This is a genomic window from Corynebacterium sp. HMSC08D02 (assembly GCF_001807505.1).
Lineage (GTDB): Bacteria > Actinomycetota > Actinomycetes > Mycobacteriales > Mycobacteriaceae > Corynebacterium > Corynebacterium pseudogenitalium.
This window is the reverse complement of record NZ_KV789236.1, coordinates 46,752-65,156: the sequence shown is the minus strand read 5'-3', so window position 1 is coordinate 65,156 and position 18,405 is coordinate 46,752. Positions and strand designations below refer to the sequence as shown.

The window sequence follows — 18,405 nt, the reverse complement described above, 5'->3', positions numbered from 1 at the left end:
GCCCGTCGCGGAGTTTGTGCACGCCGACCGTGAAACTCGCCACGAAGGAGAACAGCCACAATGACCACCCAACCAGCCTGGAATAAGCAGCAGCCATCGAAGATGCCAGCGCACCGCTACCTGCCGTTTGCGCAGGAAGTGGAGCCTATCCGCCTGCCGGATCGCACCTGGCCAGACGCCACCATCACGCACGCGCCACAGTGGTGCGCGGTGGACCTGCGCGACGGCAACCAGGCCCTGATTGACCCGATGAACCCGGAGCGCAAGCGCCGCATGTTCAACCTGCTGATGGAGATGGGTTACAAGGAGATCGAGGTGGGCTTCCCGTCCGCCTCGCAGACTGACTTCAACTTTGTGCGCGAGATCATCGAGCAGGACATGATCCCGGATGACGTCACCATCCAGGTGCTGGTACAGGCCCGTGAGCACCTGATTCGTCGCACGTTCGAGGCTTGCTCGGGCGCGAAGAACGTGATCGTGCACTTCTACAACTCCACGTCGAAGCTGCAGCGCGAGGTGGTATTCCGCAAGGACCGCCCGGCGATCAAGAAGCTGGCGACGGACGCGGCGGAGCTGATCAAGGGCATCGCGAAGGATTACCCGGACACGAACTGGCGCTGGCAGTACTCGCCGGAATCTTTCACCGGCACTGAGCTGGACTTTGCGGCTGAGGTGTGCGACGCCGTCGTCGAGATCATGGACGCGACCCCTGAGCAGCCGATGATCATCAACCTGCCGGCGACCGTCGAAATGATTACCCCAAATGTGTACGCGGACTCGGTCGAGTGGATGCACCGCAACCTGAAGCGCCGCGACTCCGTCATCCTGTCGCTGCACCCCCACAACGACCGCGGCGAAGGCATCGCCGCGGCCGAGCTGGGCTACATGGCGGGCGCGGACCGCATCGAAGGCTGCCTGTTCGGCAACGGTGAACGCACCGGCAACGTCGACCTGGTCACGCTGGGCCTGAACATGCTGACGCAGGGCGTCGACCCGCAGATCGACTTCTCTGATATCCAGCGCATCCGCGACGTCGTGGAGTACTGCAACCAGCTGCGCGTCCCCGAGCGCCACCCATACGGCGGCGACCTGGTCTTCACGGCGTTCTCCGGCTCGCACCAGGACGCTATTAATAAAGGCCTGGACGCACTGGCGAGCAAGGTGCGCCCCGGCGCGAACTCCACTGAGGTGCAGTGGGAAGAGCTGCGCGAGACGGTCTGGGAGGTCCCATACCTGCCGATCGACCCGAAGGATGTGGGCCGCGACTACGAGGCTGTCATCCGCGTCAACTCCCAGTCCGGCAAGGGTGGCGTTGCCTACATCATGAAGACGGACCACGGCATCGATATGCCAAAGGCGATGCAGCCGGAGTTCTCCGCGGTGGTGCAGAACATCACCGACAACGAGGGCGGCGAGGTCAACTCGAAGAACATGTGGGACATCTTCGCCACGACCTACCTGGATCCAGATTCGCCACTGGAGCTGCACTCCTTCCGCACGTCGGATGAGGAAGGCAAGGACGCCACGACGACCGGGATCCGCGCGCGCGTGACCTACAACGGCCAGGACCACGAAGTCACGGGTGTCGGTAACGGCCCGATCGCGGCGTTCGCGAACGCGCTGGAGCACATCGGCATCAACGTCGAGGTGCAGGACTACTCGCAGCGCGCCCGCTCCGCGGGTGACGACGCCGACGCGGCCTGCTACATCTACGCGGATGTCGACGGCAAGTGTGCGTGGGGCGCTGGCGTGGCAGGATCGACGACGCTGGCGTCGATGCAGGCCATCGTGTCCGCGGTGAACCGCTCGACGGTCGCGTAACACCACCCCCGTCAGGGGGGTCGTTCTGCCTGGCGGACTGAGATGCGAGTGATAAAGCGCGCTCGCTTCTCTTACGCCTCTCTCAGCGTATAAGAATCCGCGCTGCGTACGAACGTGACGTGTCACACGCCTCCACAGGTCGACATGCGTTTACCCAGGTGCGCGCCTTATACTCATTGCTCGGAGATTTATCTACTGGCGAGGCAGCGACCGGGTAAGGCAGGGCGAAATGGCAACAACATACGTGGTTCCAGACCACGGGCTTGGTGCTGTTCGCAACATCCCGGTACACGAGGCGGAGCAAGAGCACATCATTCAACTGCTCGATTCCGCCGATACGGACGTTGCGGACCTCGCGGCGCTGCTTATCCCGCGCGCTGAGAGCTGCGGGTTCGACATTCACTTCCAGGACTCGGTGCTCGGCAGCATGAGCGCCTCGGACGCGCGCGAGTACGCGGAGCTGTCCTGGATCGTGGAAGCCTCGATGATCCCGCAGGTCACGGTGCGCGCCATCCGCCTTGCGGACGGCTCCCTGCAAACCGTCCTTCGCCTGCCACGCCCCGGCCTGTGCATCCCCACCAACCAGCCCCCGACCGAGCCGTGGGTGTTTCTCGACGACACCCGCACCTACGACGTCTCCTTCCTCCCGGACGCGCAGGAAGCCCAGGAAGTTTCGGTGCTGGACCGGAAGCATTACCTGCTCACGCTGAGCGCCACGGAGGATGCTGCCGAAGATACTGTGCAGGTCGCGATTGGGGATCGGGCCGTCGGCACCCTGGTGGGGCCAGTGGCCACCGCGCTGCTGCCGACGCTGCAGTCCCTCAGCGAGCGTGGCCTGCTGGCGGTAGCTCACGGCTACCTCGCGCCGCTGGGTGGCAAGCCGTCGTTGAGCGTGACCGTTGGCCCACTCGCCCCGGACGTGCTTCCGCCCCTCTCCCCGATTCCGCCGGTGCAGGTCCACCCGCGTCACCCGGATACCTCGGCGATGTCGGCGACCACCGTGATCCCCGTGGTACGCCCAGAGGAGCTGGAAGACAGCGCCGACGCGGTGGCCAAGTCCGCCGCAGCGAAGGCTGATTCGGAGGAGTTCCCCGCCGTGGAGACCCCGGCGGACGAGAAGACCCCGGAGGCGCAGCCGAAGAAGAACCAGCCAATCCACCCGATGCGCTGGGTAGCCGCTGTCATCGGCGCGCTGCTGATCGCACTGATCGGCTCGGTGGCGTTCAGCGAGCAGTGGAGCGGCTCGCCGGACACAGTTTCCACGTACATGACGGAGCCTGCGCACTCCCCGAGCAAGTCCGGCCAGAAGCCGGAACCTTCGAAGCGGTCGACGGAACAGACCACCGAAGAGACCACGCCGCCTTCTTCGGAGCCCGCGTCTGAGCCGGCCTCGGCGCCAGCCCCGGCGCAACAGGAACCGGCGTACCAGGTGCCAGCACAACCGGCCCCGGTGTGGCAGGCTCCAGACCCTGCGCCCGTGCCCGCCCCTGCGCCTGCACCAGCGCCTGTGCAGCAGCCCGCTCCCGTGCAGGAACAGCCCGCGCCGGCCCCTGCACCAGCGCCTGCCCCCGACTACCAGTACAATTTCGGCGGCCTGCAGATCCAGTCGGACACGCCGCTCGGCGGGCCATTACACCGCGTGCAGTGGCCATAGCTACTATCAGAGTGATGACAACACCTGACCACGAGCTCTTTCCGTTCGTCGCGGTAAGCGCCCTTTCGACAAGCATCCACCCCTCTACGGGGCGTTTGCTCACCCTCGATGCGGTCACGTTCGACGAAAACGGCGAGGTCGGCGAGGACTTCCACGCCGTATTCAACCCGGTCAAAGACGCCGGCCCACGCCACCTGCACAACCTGGAGAAGAGCGACTTCGCCCAGGCGCCACGGTTCGCGCGGCACCTCAAGACACTCAACAAGCTTATCGACGACCGCACCCTCATCGTGCTCGACAGCCCCACGGAGTGGGGGTACCTCGTCTCCGAGTCGCGCCGCGCCATGAACGCCGCCGCCCGCGCCAACCGCCAACGCGCCCGCAAGCACAACCGGCGCCGCCAGCGCGTCGGCCACATCCCGCGCCCCGAAGCAATCGTGGACATCCTCGGCAGCGCGCGCCGCCAGGGCCACATCCTCATCGACGAGCGACTCAACGCCGTGGCCAACCAAGTCGGCGTGCTCTCCGAACCGGCCACCGCCACCGTCGAGCGCGCCAGCGTCCCCGAGGAGGAACTCTCCCGGGCGGCCACACTGAAGCTCGTCGCGGTGTACCTGCAGCTGCGCGAAAACGGCACGCTGACCAGCATCGAACCGGAGGACCTCAAGGCGGACCGCTTCGGCCTGCAGCGCTCCGCACTGCGGGTGGACGCGCATAAGCGCGAAGGGGACGTCGATAATCCGGGCGTCTACACGGGTGCGGGCCTCAAGCCAGGCATGGAGATCTCCATCTCCGACGACGTCGCCGTCGACCCCGACGAGCTCATCCAGGCCGCGCTCGACGCCGGGCTGAACTACCAAGAAAAGCTCACACGCACCGCATCCCTCGTAGTATCCGACGCCCCCTCCCGCGGCGCAGAACTGCGTGGCAAAGCGATGCACGCGCACCGCAAAAACATCCCGGTGCTCAGCGCGCAGGAGTTTCTCCAGGCCGTAGCGCGCGACTAACGTAGAGGCATGCTCTCACAACTGCGTACCTCTGTTGCGCTGGCCGCCGCGAAGGCCGCCACGTTCGCGTCGCGCGCCACCGGCCGCGGCGCCGGCGGCATGATCGGCGGGCTCGTTGCCAACGCGATCGACCCGAACATCATGGCAGGCCTGTCCAAGGGGCGCCCGGCCGTGCTGGTGACGGGCACGAACGGCAAGTCCACCACCACAAAGATGCTGGTAGCGGCGCTGCGCTCCACCAGGACCGTCGCCACCAACGACGGCGGCGACAACATGGACGCCGGCATCATCTCCGCGCTCATGGCGGGCAAGGACGCCTCCACGATCGCCCTCGAGGTCGACGAGCTGCACGTCCCCCACGTCGCCGACCGGCTGCAGCCGAAGGCGTTCGTGCTGCTCAACCTGTCGCGCGACCAGCTGGACCGCGTCGGCGAGATCAACAAGATCGAGCGCGCCCTCCGCGGCGCCGTCAACGCCCACCCGGAGGCCACCGTCATCGCTAACTGCGACGACGTGCTGATGACCTCCGTCGCCTGGGACCACCCCAACGTCATCTGGGTTTCCGCGGGCGCCGGCTGGCTCGGAGACTCCGTCACCAACCCCCGCAGCGGCGGCCACGTCGTACGCACCGAGGACGACTGGTACGCCGTCGAACCCCTCCCCGATGGCTCCGAGTTTCGACGCCCTACCCCCACCTACGCCGTCACCGACGACGGCCTGCGCTGCCCGGATGGGGGCGTCGTCACGCTTGACCTGGCGCTACCCGGGCGGGCCAACCGCGGCAACGCCGCACAGGCCGTAGCCTGCGCCGTCGACGTCTTCGGTGTACCACTCGCCTCCGCGCTCGCCGCCGTCGCCGACGTCCAAGACGTCGCCGGGCGCTACTCCACCATCCACTTCGGCGACCACGAAGTCCGCCTCCTGCTGGCCAAGAACCCGGCAGGCTGGCAAGAGGCCCTCTCCATGGTGGACCGCACCGCCGACGGCCTCGTCATCGCCGTCAACGGCCAAGTCGCCGACGGCGAAGACCTCTCCTGGCTCTGGGACGTCAAGTTCGAAGACTTCCACGGCATCGCCGTCAAAGCCGCCGGCGAACGCGGCACCGACCTCGCCGTGCGCCTGCTCTACGCCGACATCGAACACGAACTGATCCACAACTGCGTCGACGCCATCCGCGCCTGCCCACCCGGCCGCGTCGAAGTGCTGGCCAACTACACCGCCTTCCGCGACCTCAAAAAGGACCTACACAAGGAGCTGGACCGTGACTAACACTTTGACCATCGGCCTGCTGCTGCCCGACGTACTCGGCACCTACGGCGACGACGGCAACGCACTCGTCCTGCGCCAACGCGCCCGCATGCGAGGCATCGACACCCACATCCGACCCATCCCCCTCACCGAGGACATCCCCTCCGACTGCGACATCTACACCCTCGGCGGCGGCGAGGACTCCGCCCAAATCATTGCGGCCTCCCGCCTGCAAGCATCCCCCGGCCTGCAGCGCGCCATCGACGCCGGCCGCCCCGTCTTCGCCGTCTGCGCCGGCATGCAGGTCCTCGGCCACAGCTTCACCGCCCACGGCGAGGAAGTCGCCGGCATCGGCGTCCTCGACGTCCGCACCTCCCCCATGCCCGAGCGCGCCATCGGGGAAGTCCAATCCCACCCACTTCTCGACGGCCTCTCCGCCCCCCTCACCGGATTCGAAAACCACATGGGTGGCACCACTCTCGGCCCCGACGCCTCCCCCCTCGGCCAGGTGAAACGCGGCGTGGGCAACAACGTGGGTGCTGGTTCGGGCGCCGGTTCTCGGGCTGGCGTTGAGGGCGTTGTGCAGGGCAGTGTCATCGCCACCTACATGCACGGCCCTGCCCTGGCCCGCAACCCCGAACTTGCCGACCTCCTCCTCGCCCGCGCCCTCGGCATCGACGCCCAGGAACTCACCCCACTCGCGTTGCCCGAGGTGGACCAGCTACGCAAGGAGCGCCTCAGGTAGGTTGCCGCTAGCGCCCTAGGAGCCAGTGCCAAAGGACGCATTTCCTTCCGAGGAACTCGGGAAAAGCCCAGGTCGCGAAAAAGGTGTTGCGTCTTTTGGCACTCGGCCCGGTTGGTGGGACACCAAATTCCCTCATTGGATTTTGGCGACCTGGGGAAACGCTTCAGGGCCTACTCGAAAAGCGTGAATTTGGTGTCCAGCTCGTTGGTCACAACACCAAATTCCTAGTTTTTCGCGGGCGAATTTGAAAAAGCCCAGGTCGCTGGAGCTCAGTGAGGGAATTTGGTGCACAGCACCTTTTACAACGTGAGCCGCCCGGAGAGCGCGCGGGACAGGGTGAGCTCGTCGACGAACTCGAGGTCGCCGCCGAGCGGCATGCCGGAGGCCAGGCGGGAGACGGTCAGATCTGGGAAGTCCTTGAGCAGGCGGGCCAGGTAGGAGGCGGTGGCTTCGCCTTCGGTGTCGGGGTCGGTGGCGAGGATGACTTCGGTGATTTGGGGGGCGTCGTCGCCGTCGAGGTCGGGAAGGACGCCGCCGATGCGCTTCAGCAGGGGCGTGACGGCGAGGTCCTTGGGGCCCACGTTCGCAAGTGGGTCCAGTGCCCCACCGAGCACGTGGTAGCGGCCGTTGAACTCACCGGTCCGCTCGATGACCTGGATATCTTTGGCGTCTTCGACGACGCAGATGAGGTCTTTTTTGCGGCCGGAGTCGGCGCAGATGCGGCAGACCGCTTCGCGGGAGACGTTGTTGCAGATGCGACAGAACGTCACGCCGTCGCGGACGCCGGCGAGGGCGGCGCGGAGCCGGTCGATATCTTCGGGCTCGGTTTGGAGAAGGTGGAAGGCGATCCGTTGCGCAGACTTGGGTCCGACGCCGGGGAGGCGCGAGAGCTCGTCGATAAGGTCTTGGAGCGGTCCTTCGAACATGGGGGTCCTTTACAACACAAAACGCCTGGCGAAGTGCCAGGCGTTCAAGCGGGTGGGTTTAGATGATGCCGCCGAACGGAATCTCACCAGGTGCAGGCTGCTGACCACCAGGAGCCTCCTGTGGCATTGCGCCGCCGGTCAGTGGGCCGATCTTCTCCTGCGCCAGTTCGCCGGCCTTGTTGTGGGCGTCGCGGTATGCGGCGAGGATGAGGTCCTGCAGCGTCTCGACGTCGTCGGCGTCAACAGCCTCCGGCTTGATCTGCAGGTCGGTGATCTCTGCGCCACCGGTCATGACGACGGTGACCAGGCCGCCGCCAGCGGTGCCGGTGACGGTGGTGCTGAGCAGCTCCTGCTGTGCCTGCTGCAGCGCCTGCTGCACCTCGGCTGCCTGGCGGATGAGTTCCTGCATGTCCTGAGGCATATTTGGCTGGGTCATGGTGTGTAACACCCTTTCGTGTCAGTGATTTTGTCTAATTTGCTCACCAGTGTACCCGGTAGTTCCTGAATGCTTACAAGGGCTTGGCTCCAAGTTCGCTGGCAAGCAGGTCCATGGCAACTTCGGTGGCGTCACGACGGTCGAAGGTCGCCGACTCGGCCTCGGCCTGGTCGACCATGTCGCGCTCTTCGTCCTCTTGGCTGTAGGGCTCGGGCGGCGGCGGAGGCGGTTCCCATCCGGCGTCGTCGTGGGGCGGTTCGGGCGGCGGCGGGACTTCCTCGCGCTCGCGGCGCTCCTGTTGCGCGCTGCGCTGCCCGGCGGCCTTCGCTATCGCCCGCCAGTCAGTGGGCTGCTGCGCTGCGGGTTTTGGGGTTGCTTCACTTTTCGACGCCCCCTTCGCCCCTTTCGTGCCCACCACGCAACGCACGGCAACCTTGGTGCCAAGCGCTTCGGAGAACACCGCGACGATGTCCCCGTTGTTGTTGTCGGCGTTGAGGCGCTCCGCGAGGGCACCCGTGTTGTGTCCGATGAGCAGTGTGGGCTGGCCGTCTTCGTTGTCGAGGGAGAGCGGTTTTGCCTCGGCAAGCATGATTTCGGCGACCTGGTTGCGCTTGCCCACAGCTTGGCGCAGCTTCATCCAGTCACGCTGCACGCGTTCGAGGAGGTCTTCCGCAGGTGCTGGCTCTGGCTTCGGTGCCGGGGTTGGTTCCGGCTTCGGCGGCGTTGCGGGTTCCGCGGGTGGTTGCGGCACCGGCTTCGGTTCAGGCTTCGGCTCGGGCTTGTGCTCAGGCTTCGCTGCAGGCTCGGGCTTGGGCTCAGGCTTCGGCGTGTTCTGCGCCTTTCGGCGCTCCGCGATCCTGGCCGCAGCAGCCGCAGCGGCCGCGGCTCCCCCACCCTGCGAAGGAGTCTGCGACGGGGCCGGCTGGGCAGGCTGGGCCGCCTGCGCAGGGGTAGCAGGCGCCGGTGCAGCTGAGGTAGCCGAGGAGACCGCCGGGCGGTCGCCCATCGTGAGCAGGTGCGCCATCATCACTTCCAACAACAGGCGCGGGGACGTCGCGCCGCGGAGATCCGCGATCCGGTCGTTGACCTCGGTCGCGAGTGCCGCCAGCGTCGACGGGTGGAACTGCTGCGCTTGGGCGCGGAGGATTTCGGCGCGGTCGACGGGGGCGTCGACAAGCCCTTCGCCGAAGGCATCCGGCACGGTGACGATGAGCAGCAGGTCACGCAGCCGGTCCAGCAGGTCGAGGGCGAAACGGCGCGGCTCGTGGCCGGACTCGATCACCTTGTCGATGGTGTGGAACATCGCCGCGGCGTCCTTGGTGGCGAGGGCGTCGATGGCGGCGTCGAGAAGCGTGAGGTCCGTGACCCCGAGCAGCGGCAGCGCCATCTCGTAGGTCAGGCCGTCCGGCCCGGCGCCCGCCAACAGCTGGTCCAGCACGGACAGCGTGTCGCGCGGCGACCCGCCGCCAGCGCGGATGACCAGCGGGTACACGTTCTCGTCGACGAACGCGCCCTCCTCCGCAACGATGTTTTCCAGCAGGTGGCGCATCGCCTGCGGGGTCAGCAGGCGGAACGGGTAGTTGTGGGTACGCGAGCGAATCGTGCCGAGGATCTTCTCCGGCTCGGTCGTCGCAAAGATGAAGATGAGGTGCTCTGGCGGCTCCTCCACAATCTTGAGCAGGGCGTTGTTGCCGGAGGGCGAAATCATGTGCGCCTCGTCGATGATGAAGACGCGGTAGCGGGACTCCGCAGGCGCGAACATGGCGCGTTCGCGCAGCTCACGCATGTCGTCGACACCGCCGTGGGAGGCGGCGTCCAGCTCCATCACGTCCAGGTTCCCGGTGCCACCCGGCGCCAGCGACACGCAGGACGCGCACTTGCCGCACGGAGTGGACGTCGGCCCCTCAACGCAGTTCAACGAGCGCGCCAGAATGCGCGCAGAGGACGTCTTGCCGCACCCCCGCGGCCCCGAAAACAGGTACGCATGGCTGATGCGCCCGTTGTCGAGAGCGTTCGATAACGGCACAGTCACCTGGTCTTGCCCAACCAGCTCACCAAACGTTGCAGGACGATATTTCCGGTACAGAGCCACGGCGCCAAGTGTAGACGATCAGCCCTCTTCCCGGCACCAATCTTTCACATCCACGCCACGCCTGCGCAGACGCCGCTCCAGCACCGGATAGCCCTGCTCGGAGGCGATCCCGAACTCCTCATCGGTGAGCGCAATCAGCTCCAGAAGCAGCGTGATCCGGCGCGGCTCACGCACCATCGGGGTGCCCTGCGCGAACACCTCCGGCTCCCGCAGCAGCCCGTGCCGCACGGTGCCCGGCGCGTCCGCCAGCAGCCCCTCGAGTAGCACGCCAGGCTGCCCCGGCACGCCAAGGCGCTCAAGCTCGCGGGTCACGTCCACAACGGCCTGGGCAAGCACCTGCTTATCGACGTCCCCCACCGCCATCACCTCGCACACAACTTCGGGGCCGCCATCGTGAAGCGCCACCAGCCCCATGTCAGTACCGCTGAACCCGGCGGTAACCGCCACGTTCGCACCGTTCAGTTCCGCGGTGGCGACGGCGCGGGCGTCGACAAGCGAAAGCTGCATCCCCGGAAACACCGAGGCCAGCCAGGCGACAAGCTCGTCGCCCGTCATGCGCCGAGCTTCTCCACCGCCGCCAGCAGCACGCACGTGGCCACGCCGTCCATCGCCTTCGTGACCTCCTCAAGCGGCGGCAGCGACGGCGCCAAACGAATATTACGATCGTGCGGGTCCTTCCCCTTCGGGAACGCCGAACCCGCCTTCGTCAGGCTGATGCCGGCCTGCTTCGCCAGCTCCCACACGCGAGTCGCAGTCCCATCCATCACGTCCAAGGAGATGAAGTAGCCGCCCTTCGGCGTCGACCAAGACGCCACGCCCGTGCCCCCGAGCCGGTTCTCCAGCACCTCAAGCACAGCCTCAAACTTCGGCGCCAGCGACTCAGCATGCTTCCGCATCACCTCACGCACACCATTCGCGTCCTTGAAGTACATCGCGTGCGCCAACTGGTTCACCTTGTTCGGGCCGATGCCTCGCACATTCGCGATCGACTCATACCACTCCAGGTTCTCCTCCGACGAGGCAAAGAACGCCACACCCGAGCCCGCGTGCGTAATTTTCGACGTCGACGACATGTACCAGAACCGGTTCGGGTTACCCGCCTTCGCCGACAGCGCAAGCACGTCCGCGTTCACCGGGAACGTATCCGTCAGCGTGTGTACCGCGTACGCGTTGTCCCACACAATGCGGAAGTCCGGCGCGGCCGTCTCCATCGCCGCCAGGCGCTCGATAGTCGCCTGCGAGTACACCGCGCCCGTCGGGTTAGAAAACACCGGCACGCACCACATGCCCTTCACGGCAGGGTCCTTCACCAGCTCCTCCACGACGTCCATGTCGGGACCGTCCTCAAGCAGCGGGACAGTGATCATTTCGAAGCCGAAGCGCTCCGTAATCGTGAAGTGGCGGTCATAGCCGGGCACTGGGCACAGCCACTTAATCGCGTGCTCGCGCTGCTCATCCGCCCACGGCCGCGGCGAATCATTCGTCCCAAACGTGTACGCCCAGGACACCAGGTCAAACATAATATTTAGCGACGACGAGTCTCCCGCCACCAACAGCTTCGGGTCAATGCCGAGCGCCTCGGCCCACAACTCACGCAACTGCAAAATGCCCGTCAGGCCGCCGTAATTACGCACGTCCACACCCGAGGCGTCACGGTGATTCCCCACACCCGGCAGGGCCAACAGGTCGTCCGCCAAGTCCAACTGGCGCGCCGAGGGCTTCCCCCTCGTGAGATCCAACGCCATGTTGGTCTCCTCCAGCTGCTTGTACTGCTCACGCAACTCAGCAGCCAGGCTTGCAAGCTGCTCAGCATCTAGTTCTTTCAACGGGGTGTTCAATGTCTTGGTGTCCTATTCGAGTACGTCGGCGTATCTACTAACGACCCATCATCGTACTAGCGACACCCCACCCCGCGCGACGGTTTTTCCCCAGTTTTACCCCATAAAAAAGGGGACCTCACGCACCTGCCAGCGCCCGCTTACCCTTGCTGCGTTCCCGCCCTGGGGGAGTTCACGAGATGAGCACCGCGTGAGATCCTGCAGAACACTCTAGCCTGAAGCTTTAGGCGTTGCAAAACATTGACTGCGCAGGCGTTTTGTCGGAACCTGGGGGGATGGGTTAAAGTAGTCCCTCGACGCATGATGTGTCGCAACTAGGAGGATTCGACTAGCGGCCTATGTCACACGCCTGGAACGCGTGCGGGTTTCACGACCCTCGTGGGTTCAAATCCCACATCCTCCGCGCTTTTTGACAGCGCATCCGGTTGAAGTTTTCGCCGGGTGCGCTGTTTTTGTATTTGCATTGGGCTTGCTGTGCACCACATTCCCTGTTTTTCGGAGTGGTGCCCGAGCATTTCCCCAGGTCGCGCTCGCTTCGTGAGGGAATCTGGTGCACTACCCATCGCCCGAGTGCCAAAGGACGCAACCCACTTTTCACGACCTGGGCTTTTACCCCCTCCCCCAACAAAAACTGCGTCCTTTGGCACTTGCACCACGCACGGAGACACCAAATTCCCCCACCGGCTGCCAGTGACCTTGATTTTTCCAATCCGTCCCGCGAAAAGCGGGAATGTGGTGCGCGAGGAGGGTAGTTGCGCACCAAAATCCGGCATTTTGAAAAGTCGCCAAGGCATTTCCCCAGGTCGCACCGACCGTATGAGGGAATTTGGTGCGCGGGTCCAGCATGCGCAAAACCCCGCGACCCAACTCACAGGTCGCGGGGTTTTATACAGAGGAGCTACTTGTTCTCTGTAGTGGTCGGCTCAGCCGAGGTCGTGGCTGGTGCCGTCGTGGGAGCTGCCGTCGAGGTCGTGGCAGTTGCCGTGGTCGATGGCTTCCGGCCGAGGAAGTCGCCGAGCGAGGAGCCCTCGTTGGAGCTCTGCTGGATCTTGTTGGCTGCGCCGTTCTCGCCTGGGGCACACAGGGAGAGCAGGCCGGCCAGGGCACCAATGCCGAGCGTGACCGCTGCGATGGCGCCGAGGGCTTCGGTGGCCTGCGGGCCGAACTTGGCGTTCAGGCGGGCGGCTTCAACGTCGAGCTGCTTCAGGAAGTCAGGTCGGTTGTCGCCGAAGTTGCCGAACGGGTTCGGGATGTTCATCTGCTCGGAGACACGGCGCGCGGAGGCGCTGATCTCTGGGCCCATTGCGGCGATGAGTGGCGCGCCGACGGCGACTGCCAACCCGAGCGGGATGAGCCACAGGAGTGGCCCGCCGTGGGAGGACATGTCGGCGAAGCAGCGCTGCAGGTCATCGGTCGAGCTCTTGCCTGGGGTCTTCGGCTGGTCTTCACCCTGGACAACGACGTGGACGGTGACGTCGCCTTCGCGGCCTGGGATCGTGATGTCGAAGCCCTTGGGGTCCGGGGTTCGCTCAGCTGGCGGGACGATGATGACCTTGTCGCCCTCGCGCTGAGCGGTCCAGCCGTCGGGGAGTTTGAGGTCGCCGATGTTAGCACCTGGCACGTGGACCTCAACGTGCGATGTGCCCGGTTTGACCTCAATGGTCGGAGGGGTGTTACCTGCGGAGGTCGACGGGGTGTCGTCACTGACAGTTACAACCGCCGGGCGGGTGACGGTCTTGCCGTCCGGGTAGGTGATTTCTACTGGGACGACGACCTGCTCGCCTGGCTTGGCGTCGGCAGGTGGCGTGACGGAGACGGAGCCGCCGTCGTTGATGGTGACGGTCCAGCCTTCCGGTGCCTTCCAGCCGTCGACGATCTTGAAGGTCGCGCCGTCAGGCTGCGTGCTTGGCGGCACGACAACGGTGACGCCGCCCTTGGTACGGCCAGGGTTGTAGTCAACTGGTGGCTGGCCTTCGGGGGTGTCGGCGTCGTCAACAACCAGGATGGTTGCTGGGCGCGTGACCTTCTGGCCGCCTGGGTAGGTGATGTCGACTGGGACGACGGTGTAGTCGCCGGACTTGGCGTCGGCAGGCGGGGTGGCGGTGACGGAGCCGTCCTCGCCGACGGTGACCTTCCAGCCCTTCGACGCCTTGTACTCAGGCGAGATGACGAAGGTGGTGCCGCCCGGCGCGCGTGGCGTCGGGTTGACGGTCACGGTCTGGTTCGGCTTGGTCTGCTTCGGGGCGTAGTTCTGGTCGGGGGCGGACGGGGTGGCCGGGTTCGGGTCGACGGGTGCGGCCGGGTCGTCGATGACGGTCACGACGATTGGGCGCGTGATGGTGTTGCCGTTCGGGTCGGTGACCTGCACGTTGATCACGCCGAAGTCGCCTGGCTTGGCGTCTGCTGGTGGGGTGACGTGGGAGACACCGGTGTTTTCGTCGATGTTGATGGTCCAGCCTTCAGGAATGTCCTTCTGCTCGACAACGTAGGTGGAGCCCTCGGTGCCGCCCTTAGGGGTGACAACTACGACGGTGCCCGGCTTGGTCGGCTTCGGTGGGAACTGGACGTCGTTGGTGCCCTTGGGGGCGTCGTCGACAACTACGACGACTGCTGGGCGGGTGATCGAGGAACCATCCGGGTAGGTGATCTGGACGGGCACGACAATGCGGTCGCCTGGCTTGGCATCGGCCGGCGGGGTCGCAGTGACGGAGCCGTCCTCACCGACGTTGACCTTCCAGCCCTTCGGGACCTCGTAGGCGTCATGGATGGTGAACGTGGTGCCCTTCGGCGCATCAGCGCTGAACTCTGGGGCGTCCACGGTGACCTCGACACCTGGGCGGGTGGTTTCCGCCAGGTAGTACGCGTCTGGGTTCTGTGCCTGCGGCGGCGCGCTGACGATGACGGTGCCCGGTACGACCTTGGTGGAGCCGTCTGGGAAGGTCACCTCGACGTTGATGGTCTTCGTTTCGCCGTCGCGGGCGTTCGCCGGCGGCGTTGCGGTGATCTCGCCGGTGCGCTTATCGACGCCCACCGTCCAATCACCGAGCTGCTGGTCAGGGGCGATCTTGAAGGTCGTGTCGGCCGGCAGCTCCTGGTCACGGACCTGCGGCAGCGCCACTGTGACGGATGGGCGGGTGATCACCACGTCATAGCCAGGGGTGTGCTCCTGTGCCAGGGTCGTGTCAACGCCGACCACGGACTCCAGCACGTCGTGGGATCCGTCTGGGTAGGTGGCCTTGACCTGCACGGTCACGGTGTCTTCCAGGCGCGCGCTGATCGGCGCGGTGACCTTGAGCGCGTTGCTGCCCTCTTCCAGGGTGACGTCCCATGGGCGAGCCTCGCTGCTTGGGGTAGCGCCGATAACCTCGAAGGTGGTGCCGTCAGGGTACTTCGGGCTGCCCGGCTTCAGCGCGACGGTTGCCGTCTTGCCCGGGGAGGTCTTCTCGTTGCCGTAGCTTGGGGCCCACTGCTGGGTCTTCAGCTGGAACGTTTCGCCGATCTTGGCGTTGTCCTTGTACTTCTGCAGGTTGAGCTGGTCGGAGCCGTCGCGCGGGGTGGCGTACACCTCAACCTGGAGCGCTTCAGGCTTGTCATTGTCGATTTCGCCGGTCCCGCCGACAGGCAGGGTGACATGCACGCGGCCATCCCTATCGACGCGCGCATTCGCGCCCTCGACAGCCTTACCGTTTCGCGTCACGACAGCAATCACGCGAGCGTAATCTTCCCCAGCACCGTTGGTGACCTGGATGTTCGTCGCAAACTCCTTGCCGTTCGCGGTGACAACCGGCACCTCGTCCTGAGCCGCCTGCAGCGGGAAGCACTGCGCGTTCTCTGCCGGGACCGGCAGCAGGTCAACCTCGGCGATGTTGCGGGCTTCGAAGCCCAGGCGGTTCGGGAAGTTCTCGTAGCCGTTGCCTACGCTTCGGGCGACCCACGCGAACGTGCGTGTCTCGTCTTCCTTGATGTCCTTCACGTCCTCGAGGATGACCTTCGCGGACACCACCGGGGAGCCTTCCGAAAGGTGCAGCTCGACCGGCTCAACGTGCGCGGTGCCGGTGACGTTCAGGTCCATATTGGTGGTGCTATCCTCGCCGGAACGCACCGCACCTGGGATAGTCTCCCCTACAGACACCGCCGAAAGGGTGAAGGTCTCCTCGAAATCAGAGATGCGAGTCTGGTTCATGCGCAGCTCGGAAACCATCGAGTCCACAGCGTGCTCGCCGTCGCCGTGGAGGCTGACCCAGTAGTACACCTCAACCTGGCCCTGCTCGTTGACAACGGCGCGGGTGCCCGGCTCAAACGAGCCCTCGTTCGGAGTACTCACGCCACCGATGCGCTGGTGCGGGAACAAGGTGTTCGCGCTCAGCACGTCGTGGCATCGGTTCTCTTCGGCGCTCTGCGCGTCCACCTGTGGCACCACGAGCGCGGACGCCCCCAGCGCCAGCGCCACCACAGTGGCTGACATTCTACGATTTCGCATTCTGAAACTCCCCTCAAAGGCAACTGTGTGTTATTTGTGCTATCCATTCATCATGAACGGTTTTTAAGAAGTTTCAAGTACTTTTGACAGTTTATTTTCAGCGAACGTCCGGACCTGCACAGTTGTCGTCAAAATATTTGCATCACATGCATGTTATTCAACCAGCGGTTACCCCCGCTCGGGTGTATTTGTCCAGACGAAAGGATCCGCTGAGAGCCTCTCAGGGTCAAAGCGCTCAAGGATCTCCTGCGCCGTCACAGCGCCTGCGCACCCAATCGATTCTGCAAGCGCCCGCACCACGCCATCCACCCCAACGCGCTGCGACATCTCCGCAAACGTCACCGCCCCGTCGCGCTTCGCCAACCGCTTGCCCTCCGCGTTGAGCACCAGCGGCACGTGCACATACTCGGGTTCCTGCCCGCCCAACAAGTGCGTCATGTACGCCTGCGCGGGCGCCGACATCAACAAATCATCCCCACGAACCACCTGGTCAACACCCTGGTCCACGTCGTCGACGACCACCGCCAAGTTATACGCCCAGTCCCCCGCCTGCGCCTGCGCAAGGTTACCGCCGCGACGCACCACCACGTCATCGACAGGCCCAGTCACCTCCCCGGCAAAGAAGTCCCGGACCGTCCACTCCCGCACATCGACACGCAGGCGAAGGGCAGGCATGCGGCCCTCTTGCGAAAGCTGGTGACGTCGAAAAGCTCGCTGCTCCTCATCCAAGTCCCTGCACGTGCCCGGGTACATCCCAGGCTGCGCATGCGGCGCACTCGCCGCCTCCCGAATCTCGCGGCGCGTGCAGTAGCACTCATACACCGGGAGCTGCGACAACGCCGCCTCATACAACGCCGAACGCTGCGACTGCCACACCACCGGCGGATCAAAATCAAGGCCCAGCGCCAACAAGTCCTCTATTTGACGACGCCCCGCCGCCTCCGACGAACGCTCCGAATCAACATCCTCCACCCGCAGCCAAAAACGCCGCCCACTCCGACGCGCGAACAGCCAGGCCAGCAGCGCCGTCCGCAGATTGCCAAAATGGAGATCCCCACTCGGAGAAGGTGCATACCGTCCAGCATTCATGTGTATAGGATATGTAGCCGTGACAAACCAAGAAACTTTTGCGCGATCGCTTTACCCTGTCCTGGTATCTGTGTTCTGCGCCGTCTTCCTCATTTCCAACATCACAGCACAGAAGGGAGTCGCCCTCGGACCATTCATCACCGACGGCGCCTTTTTCCTCTTCCCACTTGCATACGTCCTCGGCGACGTGCTCGCCGAAGTCTACGGATTCAAAGCCGCCCGCCGGGCGATCTTCACCGGATTCGGCATCGCCATCCTGGCCGTCGTGTCCTTCTACATCGCCATCTGGCTCCCCGGCGCCGACTTCTACGACATGCAAGAACCCTTCTCGACGATCCTCGGCCTCATGCCGCGCATCGTCATGGCGTCCCTGGCCGGCTACATCGCAGGCCAGCTGCTCAACGCGTGGGTGTTGCAGAAAATGAAAGACCGGTTCGGACACGACCGCCTGTGGGCACGCCTCATCGGCTCCACCATCGTCGGCGAGTTCGCCGATACCCTCCTGTTCTGCGCCATCGCAGCGGCGGTCATCGGCATCGAAACGCCGGGTCAGTTCATCAACTACGTCGTCGTGGGCTTCCTATGGAAGACCCTGCTCGAAGTCGTCCTACTCCCGATCACGTACCCGACCATCGCGTGGGTACGCCGCCGCGAACAGGAACTGCACGCGGAGCTGCGAAGCTAACGCCCAGAGCCAGCGCTAGGAGCTGGCTCGAACACCAATCTGAGATCAAGGGCCGCAAGCACTTTGAGCAAAGTGTCAACAGTCGGGTTACCAAGCCCGTTTTCAATGCGGCTCAACTCGGCTTGCTGGATCCCAGCGGAATCTGCAACCTCTTGCTGCGTTGCGTCGCGTTCTTTCCTCGCTGCCATCAGGGCAGCACCCACTGCCCTTCGGTCTGCAATCTCGGAAGCAAACGCACGAGCAGCAGCATCTCGCACGATCTCAGCAGCTGGTGAAGCTGCTTCCCGATACGGTTTTACGAATTCTTCAAATGCTGTAGTCCCCATTCCCACACCTTTCATCCGCTGATTCAATACCCCTGATCTTATGTGTTACAGCACATAA

The 18,405-nt window shown here is 64.8% G+C and carries 14 protein-coding genes, 1 tRNA gene and 1 other RNA gene; 7 read left to right on the top strand and 9 right to left on the bottom strand.

The window, feature by feature from the left end; genetic code table 11:
- Positions 1 to 60 precede the first annotated feature (60 nt).
- The 5 genes from leuA to HMPREF3170_RS01430 all read left to right on the top strand — a co-directional run bounded on the left by leuA (position 61) and on the right by HMPREF3170_RS01430 (position 6,475).
- A complete protein-coding gene (leuA, locus tag HMPREF3170_RS01450) occupies positions 61 to 1,821 on the top strand; it encodes a 2-isopropylmalate synthase (RefSeq protein WP_246814884.1) in 1,761 nt (586 codons plus the stop codon).
- 229 nt (positions 1,822 to 2,050) lie between these two features.
- Complete coding sequence (locus tag HMPREF3170_RS01445) at positions 2,051 to 3,475, top strand: hypothetical protein (protein ID WP_070477282.1); 1,425 nt, start codon at positions 2,051 to 2,053, stop codon at positions 3,473 to 3,475.
- A 14-nt stretch (positions 3,476 to 3,489) separates the two neighbouring features.
- Positions 3,490 to 4,482: a DNA polymerase III subunit epsilon gene (locus HMPREF3170_RS01440; RefSeq protein WP_070477280.1), complete on the top strand. Its 993-nt coding sequence runs from the start codon at positions 3,490 to 3,492 to the stop codon at positions 4,480 to 4,482.
- A 9-nt stretch (positions 4,483 to 4,491) separates the two neighbouring features.
- Complete coding sequence (locus HMPREF3170_RS01435; protein ID WP_070477278.1) at positions 4,492 to 5,751, top strand: Mur ligase family protein; 1,260 nt, start codon at positions 4,492 to 4,494, stop codon at positions 5,749 to 5,751.
- On the top strand, positions 5,744 to 6,475 hold the full coding sequence (locus HMPREF3170_RS01430) for a type 1 glutamine amidotransferase (RefSeq protein ID WP_070477275.1): 732 nt from the start codon (positions 5,744 to 5,746) through the stop codon (positions 6,473 to 6,475). Before HMPREF3170_RS01435 ends, HMPREF3170_RS01430 begins: the two co-directional genes overlap by 8 nt.
- Before the next feature lie 299 nt (positions 6,476 to 6,774).
- On the opposite strand, the gene recR is transcribed toward HMPREF3170_RS01430, so the two are convergent.
- From recR to ffs, 6 genes are all read right to left on the bottom strand, one after another.
- On the bottom strand, positions 6,775 to 7,401 hold the full coding sequence (recR, locus tag HMPREF3170_RS01425; RefSeq protein WP_070363279.1) for a recombination mediator RecR: 627 nt from the start codon (positions 7,399 to 7,401) through the stop codon (positions 6,775 to 6,777).
- Between the two features lie 58 nt (positions 7,402 to 7,459).
- Positions 7,460 to 7,837 carry a YbaB/EbfC family nucleoid-associated protein gene (locus HMPREF3170_RS01420; protein ID WP_070363280.1) on the bottom strand — a complete coding sequence of 126 codons (378 nt, stop codon included), beginning with the start codon at positions 7,835 to 7,837 and terminating at the stop codon, positions 7,460 to 7,462.
- Between the two features lie 73 nt (positions 7,838 to 7,910).
- Complete coding sequence (locus HMPREF3170_RS01415; protein ID WP_070477273.1) at positions 7,911 to 9,929, bottom strand: DNA polymerase III subunit gamma and tau; 2,019 nt, start codon at positions 9,927 to 9,929, stop codon at positions 7,911 to 7,913.
- Between the two features lie 18 nt (positions 9,930 to 9,947).
- A complete protein-coding gene (locus tag HMPREF3170_RS01410) occupies positions 9,948 to 10,484 on the bottom strand; it encodes a hypothetical protein (protein WP_070477271.1) in 537 nt (178 codons plus the stop codon).
- Complete coding sequence (locus HMPREF3170_RS01405) at positions 10,481 to 11,767, bottom strand: aspartate aminotransferase type Ic (protein ID WP_246814883.1); 1,287 nt, start codon at positions 11,765 to 11,767, stop codon at positions 10,481 to 10,483. The genes HMPREF3170_RS01410 and HMPREF3170_RS01405 overlap by 4 nt, the downstream gene beginning before the upstream one ends.
- 104 nt (positions 11,768 to 11,871) lie before the next feature.
- Positions 11,872 to 11,970: signal recognition particle sRNA small type (ffs, locus tag HMPREF3170_RS01400), an RNA gene on the bottom strand.
- Between the two features lie 114 nt (positions 11,971 to 12,084).
- Here ffs and HMPREF3170_RS01395 point away from each other — a divergent pair.
- Positions 12,085 to 12,170: transfer RNA gene (locus HMPREF3170_RS01395), tRNA-Ser, on the top strand.
- A gap of 495 nt (positions 12,171 to 12,665) precedes the next feature.
- Here HMPREF3170_RS01395 and HMPREF3170_RS01390 read toward each other — a convergent pair.
- Together HMPREF3170_RS01390 and gluQRS are read right to left on the bottom strand one after the other, a co-directional pair.
- Positions 12,666 to 16,247 (bottom strand): YPDG domain-containing protein, encoded by a 3,582-nt coding sequence (locus tag HMPREF3170_RS01390; RefSeq protein WP_141742152.1) that lies wholly within the window; start codon positions 16,245 to 16,247, stop codon positions 12,666 to 12,668.
- A gap of 168 nt (positions 16,248 to 16,415) precedes the next feature.
- Positions 16,416 to 17,336, bottom strand: coding sequence for a tRNA glutamyl-Q(34) synthetase GluQRS (gene gluQRS, locus HMPREF3170_RS01385; protein WP_070477265.1), 921 nt, complete (start codon positions 17,334 to 17,336; stop codon positions 16,416 to 16,418).
- Between gluQRS and HMPREF3170_RS01380 the strand changes: the two genes are divergently transcribed.
- Positions 17,335 to 18,021, top strand: coding sequence for a queuosine precursor transporter (locus HMPREF3170_RS01380; RefSeq protein WP_070477264.1), 687 nt, complete (start codon positions 17,335 to 17,337; stop codon positions 18,019 to 18,021). The two genes, gluQRS and HMPREF3170_RS01380, sit on opposite strands and share 2 nt — an antisense overlap.
- On the opposite strand, the gene HMPREF3170_RS11215 is transcribed toward HMPREF3170_RS01380, so the two are convergent.
- The gene (locus tag HMPREF3170_RS11215) at positions 18,018 to 18,347 is read right to left on the bottom strand and encodes a helix-turn-helix domain-containing protein (RefSeq protein WP_168161602.1); all 330 of its coding nucleotides are present in this window, start codon (positions 18,345 to 18,347) and stop codon (positions 18,018 to 18,020) included. The genes HMPREF3170_RS01380 and HMPREF3170_RS11215 overlap by 4 nt on opposite strands.
- Between the last annotated feature and the right edge of the window lie 58 nt (positions 18,348 to 18,405).

What these genes read in the sequence shown, in the direction of transcription:
- leuA (WP_246814884.1), top strand. Translation starts at nt 61, where the DNA reads ATGACCACCCAACCAGCCTGGAATAAGCAGCAGCCATCGAAGATGCCA.
- HMPREF3170_RS01445 (WP_070477282.1), top strand. Translation starts at nt 2,051, where the DNA reads ATGGCAACAACATACGTGGTTCCAGACCACGGGCTTGGTGCTGTTCGC.
- HMPREF3170_RS01440 (WP_070477280.1), top strand. Translation starts at nt 3,490, where the DNA reads ATGACAACACCTGACCACGAGCTCTTTCCGTTCGTCGCGGTAAGCGCC.
- HMPREF3170_RS01435 (WP_070477278.1), top strand. Translation starts at nt 4,492, where the DNA reads ATGCTCTCACAACTGCGTACCTCTGTTGCGCTGGCCGCCGCGAAGGCC.
- recR (WP_070363279.1), bottom strand. Translation starts at nt 7,401, where the DNA reads ATGTTCGAAGGACCGCTCCAAGACCTTATCGACGAGCTCTCGCGCCTC.
- HMPREF3170_RS01420 (WP_070363280.1), bottom strand. Translation starts at nt 7,837, where the DNA reads ATGACCCAGCCAAATATGCCTCAGGACATGCAGGAACTCATCCGCCAG.
- HMPREF3170_RS01410 (WP_070477271.1), bottom strand. Translation starts at nt 10,484, where the DNA reads ATGACGGGCGACGAGCTTGTCGCCTGGCTGGCCTCGGTGTTTCCGGGG.
- HMPREF3170_RS01390 (WP_141742152.1), bottom strand. Translation starts at nt 16,247, where the DNA reads ATGCGAAATCGTAGAATGTCAGCCACTGTGGTGGCGCTGGCGCTGGGG.
- HMPREF3170_RS01380 (WP_070477264.1), top strand. Translation starts at nt 17,335, where the DNA reads ATGTGTATAGGATATGTAGCCGTGACAAACCAAGAAACTTTTGCGCGA.
- gluQRS (WP_070477265.1), bottom strand. Translation starts at nt 17,336, where the DNA reads ATGAATGCTGGACGGTATGCACCTTCTCCGAGTGGGGATCTCCATTTT.
- HMPREF3170_RS11215 (WP_168161602.1), bottom strand. Translation starts at nt 18,347, where the DNA reads ATGGGGACTACAGCATTTGAAGAATTCGTAAAACCGTATCGGGAAGCA.